The 25972-nt window shown below is 72.7% G+C and carries 24 protein-coding genes; 6 read left to right on the forward strand and 18 right to left on the reverse strand.

Translation table 11 applies throughout. The features are described from left to right. Positions 1 to 54: 54 nt before the first annotated feature. From IE257_RS34230 to IE257_RS34245, 4 genes are all read right to left on the reverse strand, one after another. On the reverse strand, positions 55 to 744 hold the full coding sequence (locus tag IE257_RS34230) for a lysophospholipid acyltransferase family protein (RefSeq protein WP_245385615.1): 690 nt from the start codon (positions 742 to 744) through the stop codon (positions 55 to 57). Further along, positions 699 to 1406 (reverse strand): (d)CMP kinase, encoded by a 708-nt coding sequence (gene cmk, locus IE257_RS34235; protein ID WP_189973733.1) that lies wholly within the window; start codon positions 1404 to 1406, stop codon positions 699 to 701. The genes IE257_RS34230 and cmk overlap by 46 nt, the downstream gene beginning before the upstream one ends. Positions 1407 to 1574: 168 nt before the next feature. Beyond that, positions 1575 to 2663: a prephenate dehydrogenase gene (locus IE257_RS34240; protein WP_189973734.1), complete on the reverse strand. Its 1089-nt coding sequence runs from the start codon at positions 2661 to 2663 to the stop codon at positions 1575 to 1577. 131 nt (positions 2664 to 2794) lie between these two features. Continuing rightward, complete coding sequence (locus IE257_RS34245; protein WP_229920832.1) at positions 2795 to 3052, reverse strand: YidB family protein; 258 nt, start codon at positions 3050 to 3052, stop codon at positions 2795 to 2797. 75 nt (positions 3053 to 3127) lie between these two features. On the opposite strand from IE257_RS34245, the gene IE257_RS34250 reads away from it, so the two are divergent. The 3 genes from IE257_RS34250 to IE257_RS34260 all read left to right on the forward strand — a co-directional run bounded on the left by IE257_RS34250 (position 3128) and on the right by IE257_RS34260 (position 4738). Beyond that, the gene (locus tag IE257_RS34250) at positions 3128 to 3469 is read left to right on the forward strand and encodes a DUF952 domain-containing protein (RefSeq protein ID WP_189973735.1); all 342 of its coding nucleotides are present in this window, start codon (positions 3128 to 3130) and stop codon (positions 3467 to 3469) included. A gap of 81 nt (positions 3470 to 3550) precedes the next feature. Beyond that, a complete protein-coding gene (locus IE257_RS34255) occupies positions 3551 to 4030 on the forward strand; it encodes a Rieske (2Fe-2S) protein (protein ID WP_189973736.1) in 480 nt (159 codons plus the stop codon). Between the two features lie 27 nt (positions 4031 to 4057). Continuing rightward, positions 4058 to 4738 carry a nucleotidyltransferase domain-containing protein gene (locus tag IE257_RS34260; RefSeq protein ID WP_189973737.1) on the forward strand — a complete coding sequence of 227 codons (681 nt, stop codon included), beginning with the start codon at positions 4058 to 4060 and terminating at the stop codon, positions 4736 to 4738. On the opposite strand, the gene IE257_RS34265 is transcribed toward IE257_RS34260, so the two are convergent. From IE257_RS34265 to pyrG, 14 genes are all read right to left on the reverse strand, one after another. Further along, a complete protein-coding gene (locus IE257_RS34265; RefSeq protein ID WP_189973738.1) occupies positions 4727 to 5485 on the reverse strand; it encodes a nucleotidyltransferase domain-containing protein in 759 nt (252 codons plus the stop codon). The genes IE257_RS34260 and IE257_RS34265 overlap by 12 nt on opposite strands. Before the next feature lie 3 nt (positions 5486 to 5488). Continuing rightward, positions 5489 to 6499, reverse strand: coding sequence for an ADP-ribosylglycohydrolase family protein (locus IE257_RS34270; RefSeq protein WP_189973739.1), 1011 nt, complete (start codon positions 6497 to 6499; stop codon positions 5489 to 5491). Continuing rightward, positions 6496 to 7224, reverse strand: coding sequence for an NUDIX hydrolase (locus IE257_RS34275; RefSeq protein WP_189973740.1), 729 nt, complete (start codon positions 7222 to 7224; stop codon positions 6496 to 6498). The genes IE257_RS34270 and IE257_RS34275 overlap by 4 nt, the downstream gene beginning before the upstream one ends. Beyond that, complete coding sequence (locus IE257_RS34280) at positions 7221 to 8300, reverse strand: AAA family ATPase (protein ID WP_189973741.1); 1080 nt, start codon at positions 8298 to 8300, stop codon at positions 7221 to 7223. Before IE257_RS34280 ends, IE257_RS34275 begins: the two co-directional genes overlap by 4 nt. Further along, complete coding sequence (gene pnuC / locus IE257_RS34285) at positions 8297 to 8905, reverse strand: nicotinamide riboside transporter PnuC (protein ID WP_189973742.1); 609 nt, start codon at positions 8903 to 8905, stop codon at positions 8297 to 8299. The genes IE257_RS34280 and pnuC overlap by 4 nt, the downstream gene beginning before the upstream one ends. A 176-nt stretch (positions 8906 to 9081) precedes the next feature. Then, positions 9082 to 10482 (reverse strand): pseudouridine synthase, encoded by a 1401-nt coding sequence (locus tag IE257_RS34290; RefSeq protein WP_189973743.1) that lies wholly within the window; start codon positions 10480 to 10482, stop codon positions 9082 to 9084. After that, a complete protein-coding gene (gene scpB, locus IE257_RS34295) occupies positions 10482 to 11114 on the reverse strand; it encodes an SMC-Scp complex subunit ScpB (RefSeq protein WP_030389215.1) in 633 nt (210 codons plus the stop codon). Before scpB ends, IE257_RS34290 begins: the two co-directional genes overlap by 1 nt. Continuing rightward, entirely contained in the window at positions 11111 to 12214 is a 1104-nt protein-coding gene (locus tag IE257_RS34300; RefSeq protein ID WP_189973744.1) for a segregation and condensation protein A, read from the reverse strand. The genes scpB and IE257_RS34300 overlap by 4 nt, the downstream gene beginning before the upstream one ends. A gap of 341 nt (positions 12215 to 12555) precedes the next feature. Further along, the gene (locus IE257_RS34305; protein WP_189973745.1) at positions 12556 to 13086 is read right to left on the reverse strand and encodes a hypothetical protein; all 531 of its coding nucleotides are present in this window, start codon (positions 13084 to 13086) and stop codon (positions 12556 to 12558) included. Continuing rightward, the gene (locus tag IE257_RS34310) at positions 13071 to 14189 is read right to left on the reverse strand and encodes a ParA family protein (protein WP_189973746.1); all 1119 of its coding nucleotides are present in this window, start codon (positions 14187 to 14189) and stop codon (positions 13071 to 13073) included. Before IE257_RS34310 ends, IE257_RS34305 begins: the two co-directional genes overlap by 16 nt. Positions 14190 to 14557: 368 nt before the next feature. Then, positions 14558 to 15673 carry an alanine dehydrogenase gene (gene ald / locus IE257_RS34315; protein WP_052875774.1) on the reverse strand — a complete coding sequence of 372 codons (1116 nt, stop codon included), beginning with the start codon at positions 15671 to 15673 and terminating at the stop codon, positions 14558 to 14560. A 152-nt stretch (positions 15674 to 15825) separates the two neighbouring features. After that, on the reverse strand, positions 15826 to 17814 hold the full coding sequence (locus IE257_RS34320) for a tetratricopeptide repeat protein (RefSeq protein WP_229920833.1): 1989 nt from the start codon (positions 17812 to 17814) through the stop codon (positions 15826 to 15828). Between the two features lie 151 nt (positions 17815 to 17965). After that, a complete protein-coding gene (locus IE257_RS34325; protein ID WP_189973773.1) occupies positions 17966 to 18601 on the reverse strand; it encodes an NUDIX domain-containing protein in 636 nt (211 codons plus the stop codon). Positions 18602 to 18684: 83 nt separating this feature from the next. Then, positions 18685 to 20337 (reverse strand): CTP synthase, encoded by a 1653-nt coding sequence (gene pyrG / locus IE257_RS34330; protein WP_189973747.1) that lies wholly within the window; start codon positions 20335 to 20337, stop codon positions 18685 to 18687. 464 nt (positions 20338 to 20801) lie between these two features. Here pyrG and IE257_RS34335 point away from each other — a divergent pair, with 464 nt between their 5' ends. From IE257_RS34335 to IE257_RS34345, 3 genes are all read left to right on the forward strand, one after another. Next, positions 20802 to 22613, forward strand: a complete 1812-nt coding sequence (locus IE257_RS34335; RefSeq protein ID WP_189973775.1) for a glycoside hydrolase family 15 protein — start codon at positions 20802 to 20804, stop codon at positions 22611 to 22613. 108 nt (positions 22614 to 22721) lie between these two features. Further along, positions 22722 to 24104 carry an FAD-binding oxidoreductase gene (locus IE257_RS34340; RefSeq protein ID WP_189973748.1) on the forward strand — a complete coding sequence of 461 codons (1383 nt, stop codon included), beginning with the start codon at positions 22722 to 22724 and terminating at the stop codon, positions 24102 to 24104. A gap of 35 nt (positions 24105 to 24139) precedes the next feature. Beyond that, positions 24140 to 25759: a PucR family transcriptional regulator gene (locus tag IE257_RS34345; RefSeq protein ID WP_189973749.1), complete on the forward strand. Its 1620-nt coding sequence runs from the start codon at positions 24140 to 24142 to the stop codon at positions 25757 to 25759. Positions 25760 to 25972: the final 213 nt, after the last annotated feature.

The raw sequence follows: 25972 nt of genomic DNA on the forward strand, positions 1-25972 counted from the left end.
GTGGTGGTCGGTGGTACCCGCGCAGCGCGGTTCCACTACTGGTTCAAGTCTCGCTCAGCGCCCGGTGAGGCGCTTGGCGTCGGCCAGGTGGGCGGTCAGCCGGTCCTGGATGCGTACGGTGGCCTCGTCCAGTGCGGTACGGGTGCGGCGGCCACTGCCGTCCCCGGCGTCGAAGGCCGAGCCGAAGACGACGTCGACCCGGCTCTTGAGGGCCGGCAGGCCCTTGACGACGCGCCCCGGGGTGTCCCCGCTGCCGAGGACGGCCACGGGCACGACGGGAGCGCCGCTGCGGACCGCGAAGTACGCGAGGCCCGCGCGCAGCGAGGCGAAATCGCCCTCGCCCCGGGTGCCCTCGGGAAATATCCCCAGGGCCCCTCCATTGTCGAGCACCCCGAGGGCGCGGCCTATCGCCGTCCGGTCGGGGCCGCCGCGGTCGACCTTGACCTGCCCGATCCCTTCGAGGAAGGGGCCGAGCGGGCCCACGTACGCTTCCTTCTTGATCAGGAAGTGCAGGGGTCTGGGCGCGGTGCCCATCACCATGGGGCCGTCGATGTTGTGCGAGTGGTTCACGGCGAGGATGACGGGGCCCGAGGCGGGCACTTTCCAGGCCCCCAGTACGCGCGGCTTCCAGAGCCCGTACATGAGCCCGATGCCGATGCGCCTGCCGACCGCCGCACCCTTGCGGGAGGGCGCTTCGCTCACTTGCGGCCCGCCCGCTTCTCTTCCACGAGCGTCACGACGCATTCGATCACGCGGTCGAGCGTGAGCTCGGTGGTGTCCACCTCGACGGCGTCGTCGGCCTTGGCCAGCGGGGAGGTCTTGCGGCCGGAGTCGGCCGCGTCGCGCTTGATCAGGGCCTCCTTGGTGGCCGCGAGGTCGGCGGCCTCCTTGCCGCGGAGCTCTCCGCTGCGCCGGGCGGCGCGCGCCTCGGCGGAGGCGGTCAGGAAGATCTTGAGGTCGGCGTCGGGCAGGACGGTGGTGCCGATGTCCCGGCCCTCGACGACGATCCCCTCGGCCTCCTGGGCCGCCTCGGCGGCGATGGAGCGCTGGAGGTCGGTGATCAGGGTGCGCACCTCGGGGACGGCGCTGACGGCGCTGACCCTGGAGGTGACCTCCTGGGTCCGGATGGGACCCGCGGCGTCGAGGCCGTCCACGGTGATGGTGGGGGCGGCCGGGTCGGTGCCGGAGACGATGGTGGGCTTGCCGGCGGCGATCGCGACGGCCTGCGGGTCGTCGGTGTCGACGCCGTTGGTGATCATCCACCAGGTGATGGCCCGGTACTGGGCACCGGTGTCCAGGTAGCGCAGCCCGAGCTTGGCGGCCACGGCCTTGGAGGTGCTGGACTTGCCCGTGCCGGAGGGACCGTCGATGGCGACGATCACGGCGGACGGAGCTACGGTTTCCACGGTGCGGGCACCTTCCTGGTTGCGCGTACGTGTCCGGGCGCGGCAAAGCGCCCCTCCCCAAGGTTACCGGCCCCGGACGGCCCCCGTCCCCGCCCGGTGGTTCCGGCCCCCGCCGGCGTCCGGGACGCGGTGGCCCGGGGGCGGAGCCCCCGGCAGCGGCGCCGCGGGCTACGGCTGCCGAAGCGCCCAGCCCCGCTCCCGCAGCTCGGCCGTCAGACCGGCCACCGCCCGCGGCTCCACCATCAGCTGTACGAGCCCCGCCTGCTGGCCCGTCGCGTGCTCGATCCGTACGTCCTCGATGTTGACCCTGGCCCGGCCCGCGTCGGCGAAGATCCGTGCCAGCTCCCCGGGCTGGTCGCTGATGAGCACGGCCACCGTCTCGTAGACCGTGGGCGCCGCGCCGTGCTTGCCCGGCACCCGGACCCGGCCCGCGTTCCCGCGCCGCAGGACGTCCTCGATGCCCGCGGCGCCGCCGCGCCGCTTCTCGACGTCGCCGGACTGGAGGCCGCGCAGTGCTTCCACGGTCTCTTCCAGGTCGGCGGCGATCCCGGCGAGGACGTCGGCCACGGGTCCCGGGTTGGCGGAGAGGATCTCCACCCACATCCGCGGGTCGGAGGCCGCGATGCGGGTCACGTCGCGGATGCCCTGCCCGCACAGCCGCACCGCCGTCTCGTCGGCCTCCTCCAGGCGGGCCGCGACCATGCTGGAGACCAGCTGCGGGGTGTGCGAGACGAGCGCCACCGCCCGGTCGTGGGCGTCGGCGTCCATCACCACCGGTACGGCACGGCTGAGGGCGACCAGTTCCAGTGCGAGGTTGAGGACCTCGTGCTCGGTGTCCCGGGTGGGGGTCAGCACCCACGGCCGGCCCTCGAAGAGGTCCGCGGTGGCGGCGAGCGGACCCGACTGCTCCTTGCCGGCCATCGGGTGGGTCCCGATGTACGCGGTGACGTCGACGCCGAGCGCCGCCAGTTCCCGGCGCGGTCCGCCCTTGACGCTGGCCACGTCCACGTAGGCCCGGGCGACCCCGCGCCCGATCAGGTCGGCCAGGGTCGCGGCCACGTGGGCCGGGGGGACGGCGACGATCGCGAGGTCGACCTGCTCCTGCGGGGGCTCGTCGGTACCGGCGCCGAGGGCGGCCGCCGTACGGGCCCGGTCCGGGTCGTGGTCGGCGAGGTGGACGGTGATCCCGCGGGCGGTCAGGGCGAGCGCCGCGGAGGTGCCGATCAGTCCGGTTCCGATGACGACGGCGGTTCTCACGAGGCACTCCAGGGTTGCGAAAGGCGAGCTGACGGGCTGTCCGGCCAGGGTATCCAGCCCGTGCGGCACGAGGGCCCGACCGCCCATCCCGTGGGACGGCGGCCGGGCCCCGGCGTGCTGTCGCCGGCCGGTCAGAACTTCTGCTGCCGGATGATGTCCTCCAGCGAACCGGTCGGAAGCTGTCCCTGCGGGCTCAGCCTGTCGACGGCGGTGGGCAGGGCCCGGGCGATCTGGTCGGCGGCCTCCTGCGGGCTGACGCCCGCCTGCGCGGCCGCCTTCTGAAGGGCCTCGTCGGGCAGTGCCTCGGCGATCTGGGCGCCGCTGACCGACTGGTTCTTTCGAAGAGGGGCCGGGCCGCGCGGACAGCGGCGTACCCGGCTTCGGGACACGGACAATGTGACCCGGACCGGCGCATGCCGCCACCTGGCGCACAGGTCCGGGACCGTTGCGGTAGAACCATCGGCATGATCTTCCACATCGTCCCGCTCGCCGACTGGGCCGCCGCGCCCGAGCTCCCGTACGCCCCGCCCTCGCTGGAGACCGAGGGGTTCGTCCACTGTTCGGCGGACCGCCCCACGGCACTCGCGATCGCCGACGCGCACTACCGGGCGGTACCCGGGATCCTGCTCGCGGTGGAGCTCGACGAGGGCGCACTGACCTCCGAGGTGCGCCGGGCGAGTGAAACCGGCGGCCGATACCCCCATGTCCACGGTCCGCTGAACCGGGAAGCCGTGGTTCACGTGTGGGAAGTCGTACGCACACCCGGCACTCCCACCTCACTGGCCCCGTGGGAACCGGGCCGATGAACCGGCGCGGCAGGCTTCACCTGAGGCCCGCCGCAGGCCAGGATGCTGCACGCCATCCGGCCACGAAGCGAGGAGAGACTCATGAGCGACCTCACGCACACCGCCCGGCGCACGGTACTGACGATCGGCGCGGCCGCCCTGACCGGCGGCGCGATCACCGCCTGCGGCGGCGGTAGCGGTGAGAAGGCCCCGCAGGGCGAGGCGAGCGGCGCGGACACCGCGCCCACCGCCCCCGCTCCGGCCAGTTCGGAGGCCGGCGCGCCGGCCGCCGACGAGGCCCTGACCAAGAAGGCGGACGTGCCGGTGGGCGGGGGCAAGGTCTTCAAGGAGGAGAAGGTCGTGGTCACCCAGCCCAAGGCCGGCACCTTCAAGTGCTTCACGGCGGTCTGCCCCCACCAGGGCTGCCTGGTGAACAAGGTGGAGAACGGCACCATCGACTGCCCCTGCCACGACAGCAAGTTCGCCATCGCGGACGGCGCGGTGACCAAGGGGCCGGCCACCAAGGGGCTGACCGAGAAGAAGATCAAGGTCGCGGCGGACGGCAATATCTCGCTCGCATAGCCCCTGACCGGGCTCTACGCTCCCCGGATGGACGATCTGACACTGGTACGGGACCACACGGTCTACCGGTGCGTGATGGGTTCCCGGGCGTTCGGGCTGGCGACGGAGGCGAGCGACACCGACCTGCGCGGTGTCTACCTCGCCCCGACGCCGCTCTTCTGGCGCTTCGAGAAGCCCCCCACGCACGTGGAGGGCCCGCGGGACGAGGAGTTCTCCTGGGAGCTGGAGCGCTTCTGCGAACTGGCCCTGCGGGCCAACCCGAACATCCTGGAGTGCCTGCACTCCCCCCTGGTGGAAGAGGTCACCCCGGTCGGCGAGGAGCTGCTCTCCCTGCGCGGGGCCTTCCTCTCCCGCCGGGCCCACACCAGCTTCAGCCGGTACGCGGCCTCCCAGCACGGCAAACTCCTCGCGGACGTCCGCGTCCACGGCGCCCCGCGCTGGAAGCACGCCATGCACCTGCTGCGCCTGCTGCTGTCCTGCCGTGACCTGCTGCGCACCGGCCGCCTGACCATCGACGCCGGCCCGCACCGCGACCGCCTCCTCGCGGTCCGCCGCGGGGAGCTCGGCTGGGACGAGGTCGACGCCTGGATGGCCCGGCTGCGGGACGAGACGGACACGGCTCTGGCCGCCACCGTCCTGCCCGCCGAGCCCGACCACGCGCGGGTGCAGGACTTCCTGGTCCGCACCCGCCGCGCGTCAGCCGCGTAGCGTGCGCCGCCGTACGACGAACGCGTCGAGCGCGTCGTACGCCGAGCCCTGCTCGGGCAGCGCGGAAGCGGCCTGCGCCGCGTCCAGCACCGCGTGCAGCGCCTCGAAGTCCTCTCGCACCGTACCGAGGGCCGGGCCCTCGTACCCCCCGTGCTCGGCGGCCACCTTGGCCTCGATCAGGTCGGCGAGGTAGGGGGGCGCCTGCGGCACCTCGGCCAGCAGGGTCGGCAGGTGCGCCTGCACCTCCGCCGAGCGCATGAGGTGGATGCCGGTGAGCAGCGCCCGGAAGGCGTAGAGCAGCGGCTTGAGTTCGGCGGCCTTCTCGAACAGCCGCCACTGGGTGCCCGCGAACCCGCGGTAGTGGTGGGCGTGGTGGGAGGTCAGCACGCCCGGGGACAGCGCGATCAGCTCCTCGTGCGCCGGCGTCGTGTGGACGACGAGCGGGGAGAGCAGCTGCTCCAGGACGTAGCCGTTGTGCTTCAGCATCAGGCGGACGAACTTGCGCAGGTCGTGCGTGACGAGGTCCATCTCCACGTCGTCCCGGTCCCACATGCGGGTACGGGTCTCCTCCGGCTCGCGCAGCCCCAGCAGGTCCTCGGCCGGGAGCAGGTGGGCGCCGCGCAGGTCGATGTCGGAGTCCCGGGACGGGAAGCCGTACAGGTGCGCGCCGGAGACCGTGGCGAACAGCAGCGGGTCGGGCTGTTCCGCCACGACGGGGCTCAGGTCGAGACTCAGTGCATCCAGCATGGATCAAGCATCCCAGAGGGTGCCGAAGGCCAGGAGTTCGTCCCGGTACTCGATGCGGCCCTCCCACTCGCGGGGCCAGACGTCCGCGCCGAGGTGGGCTCCGGCGAAGGCGCCGGCCAGGCAGGCGAGGGAGTCGGAGTCGCCCCGGGTGCAGGCGGCCCGGCGCAGCGCCGTCAGCGGCTCGTCGGGGAAGAGCAGGAAGCAGTGCAGGGCGGTGGCGAGGGCTTCCTCGGCTATCCAGCCGTCGCCCGTGGCCAGGCAGGGATCGGTCTCCGGGGACGGGGACCGCAGGGCGGCCGCGAGGCGGTCCAGGACCGCCAGGCACTCGTCCCAGCCCCGCGCGATGAAGGACTCCGGGGAGGCGTCGGAGGCGGTCCGCATCCACAGGTCGCCCAGCCAGCGCTCGTGGTAGCGGGTGCGGTTCTCCAGGGCGTACGAGCGCAGCCGCCCGACGAGCCCCGTCACCTCGGTGCCCTCGGCCAGCAGGTGCACCGCCCGGGCGGTCAGGTCGGAGGCGGCGAGCGCCGTCGGGTGCCCGTGGGTGAGGGCGGACTGGAGCTGCGCCGCACCGGCCCGCTCCTCCTCGGTCCAGTCCGGCACGAGCCCGACCGGGACCACCCGCATGTTGGCGCCGCAGCCCTTGGAGCCGATCTGGCTGGCATCGCGCCAGTCCCGGTCCGGGGTGTCCAGCAGCCGGCAGGCCGTCATGCAGGTGCGGCCCGGGGCCCGGTTGTTCTCCGGGGAGTGGTACCAGTCGACGAACTCCTCGCGGACCGGCCGGGCCAGGCGCAGCGGGCCCACCGGGCCGCGCTCCGCCGCCGTACGCATGCCGCGGGCCAGCGCGAGGGTCATCTGGGTGTCGTCCGTGACGATCGCCGGGCGGGGGAGGCTCATCTCGCGCCAAGGGCCGGTCTTGGCCAGGATCGAGGGCACGTCGTTGAACTCGGTCGGGAAGCCGAGGGCATCGCCCAGGGCCAGGCCGATCATGGCGCCCGTCGCGGCTCGCTTGGTCATCGGGAGGATCCTTCCGGTCGCAGCAGGGGTGGGTGGAGGGTGGTCGCCGGACCGGGCCGGTAGAGGGCGGCCGGTTTGCCGCGGCCGCCGGTCAGCCGGGCCGCGCCCGGCACGGCCTCGACGAATCCCGGGGTCGCCAGGACCTTGCGGCGGAAGTTGGGGCGGTCGAGGGCGGTGTTCCAGACGGTCTCGTAGACGGACTGCAGCTCGCCGAGGGTGAACTCGGGCGGGCAGAAGCCGGTGGCCAGGCAGGTGTACTCCAGCTTTGAGCCGATCCGCTCCCGCGCGTCCGCCAGGATCACCGCGTGGTCGAAGGCCAGTTCCGTGACCTCATCCAGCGCGAGCCAGCGGGCGTGCGCCGCGTCCCCGCCGCCCTCCGCCGCCGGCTCCGGGAGGTCCGGTACGAGCGCGGTGAAGGCCACCGAGACCACCCGCATCCGGGGGTCCCTGTCCGGCTCGCTGTACGTGCGCAGCTGCTCCAGGTGGAGTGCCGCCACGAGCTGCTCCGACAGGCCGGTCTCCTCGGCCAGTTCGCGCCGGGCGGCGGTCTCGGCGGACTCCCGCGGCAGGACGAAGCCGCCGGGCAGCGCCCAGGCACCGGCGTACGGCTGCTGACCGCGCCGGATCAGCAGGACGTGCAGGGCGCCGCCGCGCACCGTGAACACGGCCAGGTCCACGGTCACCGCGAACGGCTCGAAGGCGTACGGGTCATAGCCGGCGGTCATCGGTTCTCCGGGAGGGGGTCGGTGAAGTGCCAACCCTCGGCCAGCAGTCCGTCCACGGCCCGGACGCCGGCTTCCAGCCGGGCCGCCCGGTCCCCGCGCACGAGGAGGTAACGCCTCCCGGTGCGCTCCAGTTCCGCCCGGAACCGCTCGGTCATCCAGGGCCGCAGCTGCGGCCCGTCCCGCAGTCCGTCGTCCTCGAAGGGCACGTCGGCGTGGTCGGTCAGCAGGTACAGGTCCCGCCGGGTCAGGGCGGCGATCCGCTCGACCTCCGCGTTTCGGCCGTCCATGTACCGCTCGTGCCAGATCCCGGTCGCGAAGGAGTCGGTGTCGCAGAACAGCACCGGGGAGCCGAGCCGGGCCGCCTGCTCCTCGTCCGCGTCCTGGTGGCGGGCGATGACCGGGAACTCCTCCGAGGTGAAGGACACGTCCGCCCAGGAGGCCGCGGGGTCGGCCGCGCGGGCCGCCGCCAGCTTCTCCTCGCTGTACCTGCGGCCGTACTCGGCGACCCAGCCCGTCCTGGCCCAGACCCCGCCGCGCCGCCGGTAGTGGTCCGCCAGGGCCCGCGAGAGCGTGGTGGTGCCGGTGGACTCCGCCCCGAGGACGACGACCCGCCGGGTCAGGGCGGCCCGTACGGCCGGCCCGAGGAACTCCCAGGAGCCGACCGGGTCCGCCCTCACCGCCGTCCCGGACACCGGGAACAGCGTCCGTTCCCGGTCCACCAGGACCTCCGCGGCGCCGAACCGCCGGGCGAGCTCGCTCCCGTACTCCTCCGAGGTGAACACGGCGTCCACGCGCCCGGGGACCGCGCTGCGGAACACCGCCATGTGGGCCTCCCAGATCGCCGGGTCGTGCAGGTCGACCGGGATGTCGTCCACGGCGCCGACGACATCGGCCCCGGGGTGCGCCTCGCGCATCCAGGCGACCCGGTCGGCGAGCGGGACCGACTCGACGGAGGCCGCGCACACCAGCACCGTCAGCCGGTCGCACTGGTCCTGGGCGGTGCGGACGAGGTGGTGGTGGCCGGCGTGCGGCGGGTAGAACTTGCCGAGGACCAGGCCGTGACCGTGGCGCCTCATGCCGTCGCCCCCGCCGCCGTACGGGTGTCCCGCGCGGGCAGCGCGGGCCGCCAGCCGAGGAGTCCGACCACGCACAGGGCGAGGAAGCCCACGTAGAGCGCGGAGGTCAGGTAGAGGCCCTTGTGGACGTAGAGCGGGATGTAGACGAGGTCGGCCGCGATCCACAGCCACCAGGACTCGACCAGCTTGCGGCACTGCCCGTAGGTGGCGACGAGCGAGAGACCGGTGGTGAGCGCGTCCCAGAACGGGACGGTGGAGTCGGTGGCCCGGCTCAGGAGCAGGGTGAGCGCGAGCACCCCCACCACCCCCGCCGCGGCGAGCCCGGCCCATTCGGTGCGCGTGGTGCGGCGCACCGGCAGGGCCTCGGCGGATCCTGGTCCACCCCCGTGGGTCCAGGACCACCAGCCGTAGGCGGCGAGGGCGATGAAGACGATCTGGAGCCCGGCGTCGGCGTAGAGGCCGGCCTGGGCGAAGAGCACGATGAAGAAGACGTTGTTGGCGATGCCGATCGGCCAGTTGGCGACGTGCTGCCGGGCGACCAGCCAGACGCACAGGGCGCCGGTGGCGAAGCCGAGCACCTCGGTCCAGCTCATGGTCCAGCTCATGCCGACCCCCCTCGTTCTACTTAATGGTCATGTTGACTATAAACAGGAAGCGGGGTGGCTGACAAACAGAATCCCGAGCGGACAGGGCCCGGCAAGCAGAAAACCCGCGGCGCCCTGGGGGCACCGCGGGTTTTCTGCGATCGGGCCGGCCGCCTGCGCGGCGACCGGCCTGCGTACTAGAGACCGACCTCGCGCATCAGCATGCCGACCTCGGTGTTGGTCAGGCGGCGCAGCCAGCCGGACTTCTGGTCGCCCAGCTCGATCGGACCGAAGGAGGTCCGGACGAGCTTCTCGACGGGGAAGCCGGCCTCCGCCATCATGCGGCGGACGATGTGCTTGCGGCCCTCGTGGAGGGTGACCTCGACCAGGTAGTTCTTGCCGACCTGGTCGACGACGCGGAAGTGGTCGGCACGGGCGTAGCCGTCCTCCAGCTCGATGCCGTCCTTGAGCCGCTTGCCGATCTCGCGCGGCAGCGGGCCGGTGATGGCGGCCACGTACGTCTTCTTCACGCCGTACTTCGGGTGCGTGAGGCGGTGGGCCAGCTCACCGTGGTTGGTGAGCAGGATGATGCCCTCGGTCTCGGTGTCGAGCCGGCCGACGTGGAAGAGACGGGTCTCGCGGTTGGTGACGTAGTCGCCCAGGCACTGGCGTCCGTCCGGGTCCTCCATGGTGGAGACCACACCGGCGGGCTTGTTCAGCGCGAAGAACAGGTACGACTGGGTGGCGACGGTCAGGCCGTCCACCTTGATCTCGTCCTTCGGCTGGACGCGCTTGCCCTGCTCCAGCACGATCTCGCCGTTGACCTCGACGCGGGCCTGCTCGATGAGCTCCTCGCAGGCGCGGCGCGAACCCATGCCGGCTCGGGCGAGCACCTTCTGCAGACGCTCACCCTCCTCCTCGGCGCCCGGGAAGGTCTTCGGGGTCTTGATCACGGGCTTGTCGGCGTACCGGTCGCGCACGCGCTCCTCGATCCGCGCGTCCAGCTCGCGCGGGCGGGACTGGCCGCTGCGGCTGCCGGGACCGCTGCGCGGGCCGCCCGCGCCGCCGATGCCGGGGGTCTTGGAGGTCCGGGGACCGCCCTTGGCGCCACCGCGCGCCGCAGCACCGCGGGCACCGCCGCCGCCGGCCTTGGGGCCGCTGCGTCCGCTGCGCTCGCCCTCGGGGCCTACGTCGTAGCGGCGCTCCTCGGGACGCGGGTTGCGGATGCGGGGGGCCGGCTGGTCGCGGTCGCGCGAGTCGGAGCCGCCGCCCTGGTAGCCGCCACCGCCCTGGTAGCCGCCGCGGGAGCCGCCGGAGCTGCCGCCACGGGAGCCGCCGGAGCCGCCGGAGCTGCCGCTGCCGCCGCGGTAGCCGCCGCCGGAGCTGCCGGAGCCACCGGAGCTGCCGCCACGGGAGCCGCCGGAGCCGCCACTGCCGCCGCGGTATCCGCCGCCGGAGCCGCTGCTGCCGCCGGAGCCGCTCCCGCGGTAGCCACCGCCGCCGCTGGAGGAGCCGCCGCGGGAGTTACCGCGCCCGCCGCCACCGCCGCTGCCACTGTTCCTGTTGCCGCCACCGTTGCCGTTGCCGCTGCTTCGCATCAAAGTTCCGTCGTCTTGTCGTCTTCATCGGTGTCCGGTGCGTCCGGATCGAACGACGGCACACCTTCTTGCGTCTCGGCTTCGATCGCGTCCGCCTCGGGGAGGAAGGGCGCGAGCTCCGGGAGCTCGTCCAGGCCGCGCAGGCCCATCCGCTCCAGAAAGTAGTTCGTCGTCCTGTATAGGATCGCACCTGTTTCGGGTTCCGTCCCCGCCTCCTCCACCAGACCGCGCTGGAGGAGGGTCCGCATGACCCCGTCGCAGTTGACTCCGCGCACCGCGGACACCCGCGATCGGCTGACCGGCTGGCGGTACGCGACGACCGCCAGGGTCTCCAGCGCCGCCTGGGTGAGCCGGGCCTGCTGGCCGTCCAGTACGAAGCCCTCCACGGCCGGGGCGTACTCCGCCCGGGTGTAGAACCGCCAGCCCCCGGCGACGAGCCGGAGCTCGAAGCCCCGGCGCGCGGCCGTGTACTCGTCGGCGAGCTCCCGCAGCGCCTGCGCGACCTCGCGCGGGGTGCGCTCCAGCACCTTGGCGAGGTGCGCCTCGGTCGCCGGCTCGTCCACGACCATGAGCACGGCCTCCAGGGCCGGCTTCAGCTCCAGCGCGGCCACCGCGCTCACGTCGCTGCTCAATCCTTCACCTCCACGATCCGGTCGAACTCGTCGGTCACGGTCGGCATGCCGTCGCCGTCCCCGCCGCTCCAGCGCACGGTGAGGGTCTGCAGGGCCTCCTCCTGGTCGAGGACGACCGCCTTCTCCCGGTAGAGCTCCAGCAGGGCCAGGAAGCGCGCGACGACGGTGAGGGTGTCCTCCGCGTCCTCGGTGAGCTCCTGGAAGGTGGCCTCCCCGCGCGTCTTCAGCATCCGCACCACGAGCCCGGCCTGCTCGCGCACGCTGACCAGCGGGGCGTGGATGTGGTCCACGTACACCTGGGGCTTCGCCCTGGGCTGCATCGCCTTCACGGCGAGCCGGGCGAACCCCTCCGGACCGATGCTGATGACCACCTCGGGCAGCAGGTCGGCGTGGTGCGGCTCCAGCCCCACGGTCCGCGGGTACCGCCGGCCCTCGGCCTCCGCACGCCGCTCGAAGATCTCGGCGATCTGCTTGTACGCGCGGTACTGGAGCAGGCGCGCGAAGAGCAGGTCCCGGGCCTCCAGCAGCGCCAGGTCCGCCTCGTCCTCCACCTCGGCGACCGGCAGCAGCCGGGCGGCCTTGAGGTCGAGCAGGGTGGCGGCGACGACGAGGAACTCGGTGGTCTGGTCGAGGTCCCAGTCGGGTCCCATGGCCCGGATGTGCGCCATGAACTCGTCGGTGACCCGGGACAGCGCGACCTCGGTGACGTCGAGCTTGTGCCGCGAGATCAGCTGGAGCAGCAGGTCGAAGGGGCCCTCGAAGTTGGCGAGCCGCAGCGTGAACCGTCCGTCGCCGCCCGCGGGGGCCGCGCTCTCGGTGCGTACGTCCGCCCGGGCATCCGGGGCCGCGGCCGGGGCCCGGGCCGGCGCAGGGGCCGACTCCCGGGGCTCCTGCGGCCCCTCTGCGGGCCCGGGGGAACGTTCCGGCGCCGCCGCGTCCACCGCCGGCTCGGGGCGCGCAGCGGGCTCCTCAGCGGCTTCGGGGGCTTCGGGAGCCGCTCCCGCCTCGTGCGCGTCCGGTTGCCGGGCCGCGTCGGGGGCGCCGGGGCCGCGGCCCAGGACGCGCCGGGTCGGTCGGCCGGGTTCGGCGGGCAGGGGCATCGCGGTCCAGGAGGTGCAAAGAGGCGGCGTGGAGGGCCGGGCGCCATGGCCGCGGCCATCAGCAGCCTACGGGCTCCCCCGCGCTCCCCGGCGGATCACCGCCCGGCACGGCGCCGCACCGCCGGACCGGCGCTCCCCCGCCCGTACGGAGCGCCGTCCGGCGGGCGGGCTCCCTGCGACGGGGCGACGTTCCGGGGAGCCGGGCCGCAGATCACCCGGAGGCCCGGTCACCAGGTGGACAGCCGCCGGGCCCGGCTCCGGGAAGGCGCGCCGCGGGCCGCGCCGTGACGCGCAGGCCGACCGGCCGGACCGGGGCACCGGGAGAGCGGGCCCCAGGGCGGTCAGCGGCCGCGCAGGCGCCGTACGAGGATGCTCGCGTCGCCGCGGGATTCGAGATCGGCCAGCACGACGGCCACCGCCTCGCGGACGATGCGGCCCCGGTCCACCGCCAGCCCGTGCTCGCCGCGCAGCACCAGCCGCGCGTGTTCCAGGTCCATGAGCTCCTCGGCGGAGACGTAGACCGTGATCTTCTCGTCGTGGCGCTCGCGGCCGCTGGGGCGCCGGTTGGCGCCCCGGCCCTGCCCCTTGCCCCGGCGGCCCGCGCCGGCCGGGGCGGATCCCACGCCGCCGGCCGGGCCGGCAGAACCTTCCTGCGGGCGCCTCGGCTGCCCCACGACGGGCCCGCCGGTCTCCGCGCCGGCCGCGGCCTCCCGGCCGCGGCCCTCACTCGCCGTGCCCTCGGCCGAAGTGGCCGAGTGTTCCGCGGCGGGCGTCTCGTCGACCCCGCGCCGCGGCGAGGACGACTGGAGCGCCATCCCCCCGGTCGTACGGAACAGTTCGTCGGCTCCGGGCAGACTCACTCGGCGTGACACCGGGCGAGCACCTCCCTGGCCAGCTGGCGGTAGGCGGCGGCGCCGACGGAGTTGGACGCGTACGTCGTGATCGGTTCACCGGCGACCGTGGTCTCCGGGAAGCGCACCGTGCGGCCGATGACCGTGTGGTAGACGTGGTCGTCGAAGGCCTCGACGACGCGCGCCAGCACCTCGCGGCTGTGCACCGTACGGGAGTCGTACATCGTGGCGAGGATGCCGTCGAGCTCCAGCTCGGGGTTGAGCCGCTCCTGGACCTTCTCGATGGTCTCGGTCAGCAGCGCCACGCCGCGCAGCGCGAAGAACTCGCACTCCAGCGGGACGATGACCTTGTGAGCCGCCGTCAGGGCGTTCACGGTCAGCAGACCGAGCGAGGGCTGACAGTCGATCACGATGTAGTCGTAGTCGGCCAGCAGGGGCTTCAGGGCCCGCTGCAGGGTGGACTCGCGCGCGACCTCGCTGACCAACTGCACTTCGGCAGCGGACAGGTCGATGTTGCTCGGCAGCAGGTCCATGTTGGGGACCGCCGTCTTGAGCAGCACCTCGTCGGCCGACATGCCCCGCTCCATGAGCAGGTTGTAGACCGTCAGGTCGAGTTCCATCGGGTTCACGCCGAGACCCACGGACAGTGCGCCCTGCGGGTCGAAGTCGACCAGCAGCACGCGGCGCCCGTACTCGGCGAGCGCGGCACCCAGGTTGATGGTCGACGTGGTCTTGCCCACGCCGCCCTTCTGGTTGCACATCGCGATGATCTTCGCCGGACCGTGGTCGGTCAGCGGACCCGGGATCGGGAAGTACGGAAGCGGGCGTCCGGTCGGGCCGATCCGCTCACGGCGCTGACGGGCAGCGTCGGGGGCGAGAGTGGCCGCGTACTCGGGGTCCGGTTCGTACTCCGCGTCGGGGTCGTAGAAGTGCCCCTCGGGCACATTGTCGTAGTCGGCGAAACCCACGGGCTTTTCGCCGCTCGGGTCGCCGGCCCTGGAGTTCACGTCTAGGCCGTCCATGCTCTTTTGGGGCGTCGTCATGTGCTGGTGGTTTGCGAAGGTGCGTACTGCGACGGAGCCGACGGCTTCGAGCCCGGTAGGGCCCTGGCCCCGCTCAGGCATCCCTGCTCGACCACCCCCAGGAGCAAATGTCGACTCATTCACAAGTCGTCTTACCTCCTCGGACGTGACCAGGACACTTATCGATAGGTCAGCGTGGCACCATGCCGACGGTTGGCGACTCTATGGCGTGTCACCACTCAGCGGCAACACAATCCGCCGGACCCGGCACGATGTGTCGGCAACCGAACACCACTCTGTCAAGGGCGCACGAGCTGTCGCTGTGAAGTTTCGCGGGTGCGCGAAAGGGTTAAAGGGTTACGTTCGAGGCGAGTTGAACAGGGTCGCCGGGCACCGGGCAAACACGCCCGGCCGGACCTTGCGGGCAAGGTCCGGCCGGATACGTGAGATTGACGTCAGTCGTTGACGGGTCAGCCGAGCAGCGTGCTCAGCTCAAGGGTCTCGAGGCCGTGGGCCTCGGCGACGGGACCGTAAACGACCTGGCCGTCATGGGTGTTGAGGCCCAGCGCGAGCGCGGCGTCACGACGCAGCGCCTCGGCCCAGCCGAGGTTGGCGAGCTGCACGATGTAGGGCAGCGTCGCGTTCGTCAGCGCGTAGGTGGAGGTGTTCGGAACCGCGCCCGGCATGTTGGCGACGCAGTAGAAGACCGAGTTGTGGACCCGGAAGGTCGGCTCGGCGTGAGTGGTCGGACGGGAGTCCTCGAAGCAGCCACCCTGGTCGATCGCGATGTCGACAAGGACACTTCCGGGCTTCATCTTGGCGACGAGCTCGTTGGTGACCAGCTTCGGGGCCTTCGCACCCGGGATCAGCACCGCACCGATGACGAGGTCGGCCTCGACGACGGCCTTCTCCAGCTCGAAGGCGTTGGAGACGATCGTCTTGATCTTCGTGCCGAAGATCTTGTCGGCCTCGCGGAGCTTGTTGATGTCGCGGTCCAGCAGGGTCACGTGGAAGCCCATGCCGATGGCGATCTGCGCGGCGTTCCAGCCGGAGACGCCGCCGCCGATGACCACGCACTCACCGGCGTGGGTGCCGGGAACACCGCCCGGGAGGACGCCGCGGCCGCCGGCCGAGCGCATCAGGTGGTAGGCGCCGACCTGCGGGGCCAGCCGGCCCGCGACCTCGGACATCGGGGCGAGCAGCGGCAGCGCACGGTTGGCGAGCTCGACCGTCTCATAGGCGATGGCGGTGGTGCCGGACTCCAGCAGGGCGTCCGTGCACTCGCGGGAGGCCGCCAGGTGCAGGTAGGTGAAGAGCGTCTGGTCCTTGCGGAGGCGGTGGTACTCCTCCGCGATCGGCTCCTTGACCTTGAGCAGCAGGTCGGCGATGGCCCAGACCTCGTCGGCGCTGCCGAGGATCTCGGCGCCGGCCGAGACGTACTCCGCGTCCGTGATCGAGGAACCCACACCGGCGTTCTGCTCGACGAAGACCTGGTGGCCGTTGCGGACCAGCTCATGCACGCCGGCGGGCGTGATGGCGACCCGGAACTCGTTGTTCTTGACCTCGCGGGGGATGCCGACCTTCATCGTCGATCACGGTCCTTGGCTCAGGGGATTTTCGGGGGCACTTCCATACATACCCGCCCACAAGAACGCGCAACGGGATGCACCACGGGAAGCCGCGGTGAACCCAGTCTAATGAAGGATGAGTCGCTGTCTAGCCTTGCAAACCAATAATCTCAGTCGGAACCACTGCGGATTTCGCAGGCTGCGGGGTCGTCTCCCAGCAATCTGTCGGCCGCGGACCGGTGCAACCTGGCAGCTGCGGGGTCCCCGAGCCGGTCCAGCGTGTCGGCCAGCCGGACCTGCAGAGCGGCCTGAAGTCGCTGGTCCCCGGCCCTGCGCGCCAGCTCCACCGCCTCGCGGCAGGTGTGCAGCGATTCCTCGGGCCGGCCGGCGTACTCCTGGACCCGCGCCATCTCGCTCAACGCCTTTGCCTGCCCCGGCACATCGGCCAGCTTCCGGTAGCCCGCGGCGGCCGCCCGCCAGCTGCGCAGCGCGTCCCCGTACCGCCCCGCGTAGGTGTGCACGTTCCCGAGCCGCCCGTACAGCCGGGCCTCGTCCGCGCGCTCGCCCCGCGCCAGGGCCTGGGAGAGCGCCCGGCCGAACCAGTCGGAGGCCCGGTGCCAGTCCGTCAGCTCCTGGTACGCGCCGCCTACGGATTCCATCGCGCGGCCGGTCGCGTACGGATCGTTCGCCGCCCGTCCGGCGTCCAGCGCGGACCGGTAGCGCTCCAGCGCCTCCTGGGTACGGCCGGTCGCGGCGTCCAGGTCGGCCAGGTTCAGCAGTGCGGCGGCCTGCTCCCGGTGCAGCCTGCGGCGCTCGGCCACGTCCAGGACCAGGCGGTGCAGCCCGTACAGCTCGGGAGCGGCCCCGGCCGTGCCCCGGTGGTCCGCCAGCGCCCGTACGAGGGCCGCGACCAGCCTGCGGGCCAGGGTGTCCAGCTCCCCGTCGGCCACGGCCAGCGAGGCGGCCGCGGAGAGCGCGGGCAGCCGGGTGTCGAGCCAGGTCGCGGCGGCCCGCCGGTCGGGGAACCGCAGGGCGCGCGGCAGACCGTCCAGCAGTTCCCGCAGGCCGTCGTCGACAGCGGCGTCGACCCCGGGCTCCTCGGGCTCGGCCATGGCCCGGCAGGAGTGCAGCAGCCGTACGGTGCGCTCCAGCATCCGGGCCCGGGCCAGCTGGACCTCGGCGGGGCGCTCCTTGGCCTCCAGCAGGGCCTGGAGCATCGGTGCGAGGCAGCCGGGCAGCAGGAACAGGCCGTCGTGGGCGGAGCGGACGAGGCCCAGCCCGGCGAAGTCGTCGAGCGTGGACTGGGCGGCGGCCACGGAGCAGCCGGCGAGGGCCGAGGCGGTGTGCGAGTCGACGATTCCGGCCGGGGCGAGCGGCAGCAGCCGCAGGGTCCGCTGGGCGGGCTGCGGCAGGGATTCGTAGACGAGCCGGAAGCCGCGGGCGAGCGGGCCGCCGGTGGTGGCGGGCATGTCGTGCAGCTGCTTGGCCACGTCGGCGACGGAGGCCTTGGGGTGGGCGGCGAGCCAACCGCCGACGAGGACGAGCGCGGCGGGCTGCCCCCCGCACTCCTCGGCGAGGGCCTCGGCGGCCCGCGGGTCGGCGGTGACGCGGGTGTCGCCGATGCTCTGTGCGAGCAGTTCCACGGCGGAGGGGGTGTCGAGCCCGCCCAGGGTGCAGGGCCGGACGTCGGGGATCCCGGTGAGCGGCCCCTCGGCGGTGACCACGACCAGGCATTCGGGGGTGTCCGGCAGCAGCGCGTCCACCTGCTGCGGATCGGCGGCGTCGTCGACCAGGATGATCACCCGGCGGCCTTCGAGGGCGGTGCGCAGGGCGGAGCTCAGCTCGTCCTCGCCGGCTCCGGGCGGGGTGGGCCGCCCCAGCCCCTCCAGCAGGCTCCGGACGGCCCGCTCGGTGGCCACGGTCTCCCCGCCGGGGGCGGTGAGCCGGGTGCGGAGCACTCCGCCGGGGTACTCCTCGGCGACCTCGCGCACGAAGGCCTCGGCGAGGGCCGTGCGCCCGGACCCCGGCCGCCCGGCGACGAGCAGCACCCGGGCCCGGGGCGCCTTGGCCTTGCGGCCGGAGAGGGTGTCGAGCCCGGTCCGTGCGATGTCCTCGCGCAGCTCCTTGAGCTCACGCCGCCGCCCGACGAAATCCGCCACGGATCCGCTCCTCTCCCTGCCACCGGGTTGCGAGCGTAGTTCACGCAGAGCGACGACCCGTGTGGAGCGCGGCGGGCAAATCCCCCAATCGGATCAGCAGATGGACCTATTTTTCACGTACGGCCCGCACGACCCGGGTGCACGGGGGCGGTCACGCCCCGTACGGGCGGGCCGGCCAGGGGGCCAGGGCCGGGCGCAGGGACTCGATGCCGCCCTCGGAGGCGAGCGCCGCGGAAAGGGCCAGCACCCCGGTCACCAGGCCCGGATTGCCCAGCTCGCCCGCCAGGACCCCGCGGACCAGGTCCTTCAGCGGCACACGGGCGATCTCCATGTCGGCCTCCTCCTCGGAGACCTCGTACCGCTTCCCCTCGGCCTCCGCCAGGTCCCGGGCGAGGAAGACCCGTACGGCCTCGTCGGATCCGCCGGGGGAGCTGAAGAAGTCGGCCAGCACCCGCCAGTCGCCCGCCCTGGCGTGCGCCTCCTCGTACAGCTCCCGCTGAGCCGCGTGCAGCGGGTTCTCGCCGGGTACGTCGAGCAGCCCGGCCGGGAGTTCCCACAGCCGGTGCCGCACCGGGTGGCGGAACTGCTTCAGGACCAGCACCCGCTGCTCCTCGTCGAGGGCGAGGACGCACACCGAGCCGGGGTGCACCTGGTAGTCGCGGCGCACCACCGCGCGGTCGGGCATCCGGACCTGGTCCGACTTGACGGCCGTCTTCGCGCCCTCGAACGGGGTCCGTGAGGCGACCACCTCCCACGACTCCGGTGTGTCCACGATGTCGTTGCCCATGGCCATGGCCGATACCTTCCCCGAGAACGCGACAGCCGGGGCACGATCCGTGCCCCGGCTGTCTACGTTATGCGGTCAGGCGCTCACTTCGCGGACTGCTGCCGCTCCACGGCCGCCTTGACCAGGCCCGCGAACAGCGGGTGCGGGCGGGTCGGGCGCGAGCGCAGCTCCGGGTGGGCCTGGGTGGCCACCAGGTAGGGGTGCACCTCGCGCGGGTACTCGACGTACTCGACGAGCTTGTTGTCCGGGGAGGTGCCGGAGAAGACGAGGCCCGCCTTCTTCTCCAGTTCGCCGCGGTAGGCGTTGTTGACCTCGTAGCGGTGGCGGTGGCGCTCGTCCACGTACGCCTGGTCGCCGTAGACCTCGCGCACGATGGAGCCCTCGGCCAGCTTCGCCGGGTACATGCCCAGACGCATGGTGCCACCCAGGTCGCCCGCGCCCTCGACGAAGGCCAGCTGCTCCTCCATGGTCGAGATGACCGGGTGCGGGGTGGAGGCGTCGAACTCGGTGGAGTTCGCGTCGTCGATGCCCGCGAGGTTGCGCGCGGCCTCGATGACCACGCACTGCAGGCCCAGGCACAGGCCGAGCAGCGGGATCTTGTTCTCGCGGGCGTAGGTGATCGCGCCGACCTTGCCGTTGACACCGCGGTCGCCGAAGCCGCCGGGCACGCAGATCGCGTCCACGTCGCCGAGCACCGCTGCGGCGCCGTCCGGGGTCTTGCAGTCGTCGGAGGTGACCCACTTGATCTGGACGCGGGCCTTGTTGGCGAATCCGCCGGCGCGCAGCGCCTCGGTCACCGACAGGTAGGCGTCGGGCAGGTCGATGTACTTGCCGACGAGCGCGACCTTGACCTCGTGGTCGGGGTTGTGGACGCGGTCGAGCAGGTCCTCCCAGACCGTCCAGTCGACGTCGCGGAAGGGCAGGTCGAGCTTGCGCACGACGTACGCGTCCAGGCCCTCGGTGTGCAGGACCTTCGGGATGTCGTAGATGGACTTGGCGTCGATCGCCGCGACCACGGCCGCCTCGTCCACGTCGCACATCAGCGAGATCTTGCGCTTGATGGAGGTCGGCACGTCACGGTCGGCGCGCAGCACGATCGCGTCGGGCTGGATACCGATGTTGCGCAGGGCCGCGACCGAGTGCTGGGTCGGCTTGGTCTTGAGCTCACCGGAGGGGCCGATGTAGGGCAGCAGCGAGATGTGCACGACGAAGACGTTGTCGCGGCCGACCTCGTGGCGGACCTGGCGGACGGTCTCCAGGAACGGCAGCGACTCGATGTCGCCGACGGTGCCGCCGACCTCGGTGATGACGACGTCCACGTCTTCGGTCGCCATGCGGCGGATGCGGTGCTTGATCTCGTTGGTGATGTGCGGGATGACCTGCACGGTGTCACCGAGGTACTCGCCGCGGCGCTCCTTGGCGATGACGGTGTTGTAGACCTGGCCGGTCGTGACGTTCGCCGAGCCGTCGAGGTCGACGTCGAGGAAGCGCTCGTAGTGGCCGATGTCCAGGTCGGTCTCGGCGCCGTCGTTGGTGACGAACACCTCGCCGTGCTGGAACGGGTTCATCGTGCCGGGGTCGACGTTCAGGTACGGGTCGAGCTTCTGCATCGTGACCCGCAGACCGCGCGCCTTCAGCAGCGCACCCAGGCTGGAGGCCGTCAGGCCCTTGCCGAGGGAGGAAGCGACACCCCCGGTGACGAAGATGTGCTTGGTCGTCATGGATTTGGGCGGCATCGCCAAGAGGGGGCTCCCGTGGTCGCGAGGTGAGGTGCGTCCGACGCCGGCCACCGTCGATCCGGAAGGGTCTCAGGGGGCGCCGAAGCTGCGGTTTCGGGGCTCCTGATTCGCACAGGCAGACCACCGGTCCACGGGGTACCAGCCTATCAGCGCCCGGAGCGGTCCGCCTCCGGGCACGCGGCGCACGCGCTCCGTCCGGGGGTGTCCGAGTGCGCCGGGGCGGCACGGCCGCTGCTCACCCGTTCGGCCCAGCCTCATTCTTCCGGGCCTCACGTAGATCACTAGGGTGCCGTCATATCCTGCTCGGATATTGCACACATCACCGCCGGGCAGTCCGTCAGACGGCCTAACCGAGCCGATATACGGAATCATGGGCTCACGCGGAGATCCCTGCACACAGGAGACCGCGCAAACGCGCAATGCAAGCGCCCTTCGGGGCGGACGTGGCCGTTCGACTGGAGATGCACGTGTCCGGGCGCATCGAGGATTACGCACTGATCGGGGACATGCAGACCGCAGCACTGGTCTGCCGGGACGGAGCGGTGGACTGGCTCTGCCTGCCACGCTTCGACTCGCATGCCGTGTTCGCGAGCATTCTCGGCACCGAGGATCACGGGTTCTGGCGGATCGGCCCGTCGTTCCCGGCGGGCACCGAGGCCCCCCGTGCGACCCGCCGCCGCTACCGCGGTGACTCGCTGGTGCTGGAGTCGGAGTGGGACACCCCGCGCGGGAGGGTCCGCGTGATCGACTTCATGCCGCCCCGCGAGGACCACGCACCGCAGCTGATCCGCATCGTGGAGGGCATCAGCGGTCGCGTGCCGATGCGTTCGGCGCTGCGGATGCGTTTCAGCTACGGGCGGGTCGTGCCCTGGGTGCACAAGGTCGACGGGCGCACCGTGGCCGTCGCCGGTCCCGACTCCGTCTGGCTGGACGCCGACGCGCAGACCTACGGCAAGGACCTGACGACGTACTCCGACTTCACCGTCGGGCCCGGCGACCGGAAGGCCTTCAGCATCAGCTGGCAGCCCTCGCACCGCGACGCGCCCGAGACCCCCGACGCCGAGGCGGCCCTGGAGTCGACCACCGACTTCTGGCGCGACTGGGTCGACCAGTGCACGTACCACGGGCCCTACCGGGAGGCCGTGATCCGCTCCCTGATCACCCTCAAGGCCCTCACGTACGGCCCCACGGGCGGGATCGTCGCCGCGCCCACCACCTCACTCCCCGAGGAGATCGGCGGGGTCCGGAACTGGGACTACCGCTACACCTGGCTGCGGGACGCGGCCATCACCCTCTCCTCGCTGCTGCGCACCGGCTACCGCGAGGAGGCCCGCGCCTGGCGCGAGTGGCTGCTGCGCGCGGTCGCCGGCGACCCGGAGAACCTCCAGATCATGTACGGGATCGCGGGCGAGCGGGAGCTCGGCGAGACCGAGCTGGACTGGCTGCCCGGCTACGAGAACTCCCGCCCGGTCCGCGTCGGCAACGGCGCCGCGGGCCAGCTCCAGCTCGACGTGTACGGCGAGGTCACCGAGGCCCTGCACCTGGGCCACATGACCGGGCTCGCCCGTAGCGACTACGCCTCGCTCCTCCAGCTCAAGCTGATCCGCTACCTGGAGACCCACTGGGACCAGCCGGACGAGGGCATCTGGGAGGTGCGCGGCCCGCGCCGCCACTTCGTGCACTCGAAGGTGATGGCCTGGGTGGCCGTGGACCGCACGATCAAGCTGATCGAGAGCGGCGACGCGGACGGCCCGCTGGAGCGGTGGCGCGAACTGCGCGACGAGATCCACCAGGACGTGTGCGAGAAGGGCTACGACAAGGAACGCAACACCTTCACCCAGTCCTACGGGTCGAAGGAGCTCGACGCCTCCCTGCTGCTGATTCCGCAGATGGGCTTCCTGCCGCCGGACGACAAGCGGGTCATCGGCACCATCGAGGCGATCCAGCGCGAGCTGTCCACGCCCGACGGTTTCATCCTGCGCTACCCGACGGCGGGCGAGGAGGCCGGCGTGGACGGCCTGGAGGGCGACGAGGGGGCCTTCCTGGCCTGCTCGTTCTGGATGGCCGACGACCTGGCGATGATCGGCCGGGTCGACGAGGCGCGGCGGCTGTTCGAACGGCTGCTGTCGCTCCGCAACGACCTGGGCCTGCTGGCGGAGGAGTGGGACCCGCGGCTGCAGCGCCAGGTCGGGAACTTCCCGCAGGCCTTCAGCCACGTTCCGCTGATCGACACGGCCCTGCGGCTGACGGCCAGCGGGGCGTACGGGGGCTAGGCAACCCGCGACTCGCCGGGGCCGCGGGTTTTCTCGCCGCGCCCCGGTGATCGTCCCCGCCTACCCTGGAAGGGTCCTATGCCCTCCCTCCGGTGGAAGGGGGCAGCCATGGCTCCCCTGTCGAAAGCGGGCACGGCCCTGACCGCGCTCCGCGAGGATCTGTCCGGCGAGGTCTTCGCCCCGGAGGATCCGGGGTACGACGAGGCCCGGACCCTCTTCAACGCGATGATCGACCGCAGACCCGCCGTCATCGCCCAGTGCGAGAGCACCGCGGACGTGATCACGGCGGTGCGTTTCGCGAGGGAACTGGACCTGAACATCGCCGTGCGCGGCGGCGGGCACAGCGTGGCCGGGATGTCCCTCAACGACGGCGGTCTCGTCGTGGACCTGCGGCGGATGCACGAGGTGACGGTCCATCCGGCCGCCGGGGCCGTGCACATCGAGGGCGGGGCCACCATGAGCCACCTGGACCGGGCCTGCGAGCCCTACGGGCTGGCGACCACCGGCGGCCGGGCCTCCACCACCGGCGTCGGCGGCTACGTCCTGGGCGGCGGCAGCGGCTGGCTGGACCGGAAGTTCGGCCTGGCGGTGGACAACCTGCTCGGCGTGGACCTGGTCACCGCCGAGGGCGAACTGATCCACGCGACGGCCGAGGAGCACCCCGAACTCTTCTGGGGGCTGCACGGCGGCGGCGGCAACTTCGGCATCGCCACGTCGCTGACCCTGCGGCTGTACGAACTGCCCGCCATGTCGATCGCGCTCGTGCTGTACCTGCCGGAGCGCGGGCCCGAGGTGGTCCGTACGTACCGGGACGTCATCGAGGCGGCACCGCCCGAGGCCTCCGGCGCGGCCCTCTACCTGACCGGCCCGCCCGAGGAGTTCGTCCCGCCGCACCTGGTCGGCCGGCTGGTGGCCGGCGCGCTGCTGACGTACGCGGGCCCCGAGGAGGAGATGCGCAGGCTGGCCGAGCCGCTGCTGGCCGTCCCGCACGAGGCCGAGATCGTCACGGCCATCCCGTACGCCGATCTCCAGTGCATGATCGACGACCCGCCGGGCATGCGGAACTACTGGTCCGCCGAGTACCTCACCGGTTGCCCGGACGCGTTCGTGGACGCCTTCTGCGCCCGCGCCGAGACCATGCCGGTACCGACCGGCACCCAGCACCTGGTCTTCCCGCAGGGCGGCGCCGTGGCCTCCGGCCCCGCCGAGTACCCGGTGCCGTACCGCGACGCGCCGTGGGCGGTGCACCCGTTCGGGATCTGGGAGGACGCGGCCGACGACGAGCGCTGCCGGCAGTGGGTCAAGGACGTCCGCGCCGACGCCCGGCCGTGGAGCACCGGCGCGGTCTACCTCAACTTCACCGGCGACGAGGGACCCCAGCGGCTGGTCGCGGGCATGGGCGGCGAGAACATGCTGCGGCTGGGCGCGTTGAAGCGCCGGTACGATCCCGACAACATCTTCCGCTTCAACCACAACATCCGGCCCGCCTGACGATGGAGACGGTTCGGCCGGTAGCGTCCCGCGATATGGAAAACCAGGGCGGGATCACGGTTCAGCGGGCACTGGAGCTGCCGGGGCTGCGCGGCGGCCTGCCGGAGGTGGTGGCCTGCGCCGACCGCCTGGGCCGGACCGTCCGCTGGGTGCACGCGGGCGAGGTGCCCAACATCGCCTCCCTGCTCAAGGGCGGCGAGCTGCTGCTGACCACGGGCCTGGGACTCGGCACCCGGCCGGCCGAGCAGCGCGCCTTCGTACGCCGCCTCGCGGACCGGGGCATCGCCGCCCTGGTGGTGGAACTCGGCCCGCGCTTCAGCCGGCTGCCGGCGACGATCGTGGAGACCGCGCGCACGGCGGGGCTGCCCCTGGTCCAGCTGCACCGGGAGGTCGCGTTCGTGGCGGTCACGGAGGAGGTGCACACCGAGATCGTCAACCACCACTACGCCCTGCTCCAGCGGGCCGAGGAGGTCCACCGGCGCTGTACGGAGGCCCTGCTGGGCGGTGGGGGCATCCCTCAGGTCCTGCGGATCCTGGCCGACTTCACCGGGAACCCGGTCTTCCTGGAGACCCCCGACGGCCAGCTCCTGTACGCGGCCGGCAGCACGGCCGCGGACGCGGGCGCCGACCCGCTCCAGGTGTGGGAGGGCCTGCGGAGCCACCGCGAGGCCGAGCCCTCCGCGAACACGGTGGTGGTCGACGTACCGGGCGGCGGCCACGGCACCGGATCGGTCCGGGCCCGGGTCGTCCTGGTCGGGGTCTCGGCCCCGCTGCTCCCGGTGCACCGGATGGCGGCCGAACGCACGGCCGGCGTCCTCGCCGTCGTCCTGATGCAGGCGCGGCAGGAGGAGGAGCTGGCGGCGCGCGGCCGCGGCGACTTCCTGACGGACCTCGCGGAGGGGCGCATCTCGGCGGAGGACGCCCCGGCGCAGGCCCGCGTCCTGGGCTTCAGGCCCGGCGGCGGGCCGCTGCTGCCCGTGGTCATGCGGCTCTCCTCGGACCTCGGCCCGTCGGGCAACTGGGCGGTGCTGGCGCGCGCGGTGCTGGAGGAGCTGTCGTCCGTCGGGGTGCCGGTCCTACTGGGCGTCCGCCCGGTCGAGGGCCGGGTTCCGCTACTGGTCTCCCTGCGCGCGGAGTCGGAGCGCACGGCGGTGGCCGACCGGGTCTCGGCCGCGCTGCGGGCGGGCGTCGAACGTGCGGGCCTGGAGCGGGCCGACGCCCCGCCGGCCGTGGTCGTCGGCGTCGCGGGGGGCTGGGCGGCCGCCTCGGCGGGCCTGCGCCATGCCGCGGAGACCGCGACGGCCGCGCACGGGCTGCCGGCCCGCCCCTGGTACGACGCCCAGCGCCTCGACATCGACCTGCTGCTGTGGCGGCTGCGCGAGCACCCCGACCTGGCGGCCTTCGTGGAGCGCGCGATCGGACCGCTGCGCACGCACGACACGGCCTCGCGGCCGCCGTTGCTGCCCACGTTGGAGACGTACCTGGCCCATGCGGGCCGCAAGGCGGAGACGGCCCGTGAGCTCCACCTGAACCGGCAGACGCTGTACAACCGGCTGGCCCGCATCTCGGAGCTCCTGGGCACGGACCTGGACGACCCCGAGACGGTCCTCTCCCTCAGCCTGGCCCTCCGCGCCCGCCGCCACACGACTTCCTGACGCCGTCCTCGCACCGCTCGGCGCCGGCGCGCCTCCCGGGCTTCGGGCGGCTTCGCCGAACTCCGTCCGGCGAAGCCCGGGCGGGGTCTCTCCGCCGTGAGCGGGCCGGGCCGGTGACCGGGGCCCTGCGGGGCTCGTCCCCCACCCGCCCTTCCACCGTTCCCCGGGCTCTGCCCGGACCCGCGCCTCGATCGCCGGCGAGGCTGAAAGGGC

It is taken from the genome of Streptomyces avidinii (assembly GCF_014650695.1).
Taxonomy (GTDB): Bacteria; Actinomycetota; Actinomycetes; order Streptomycetales; family Streptomycetaceae; genus Streptomyces; species Streptomyces avidinii.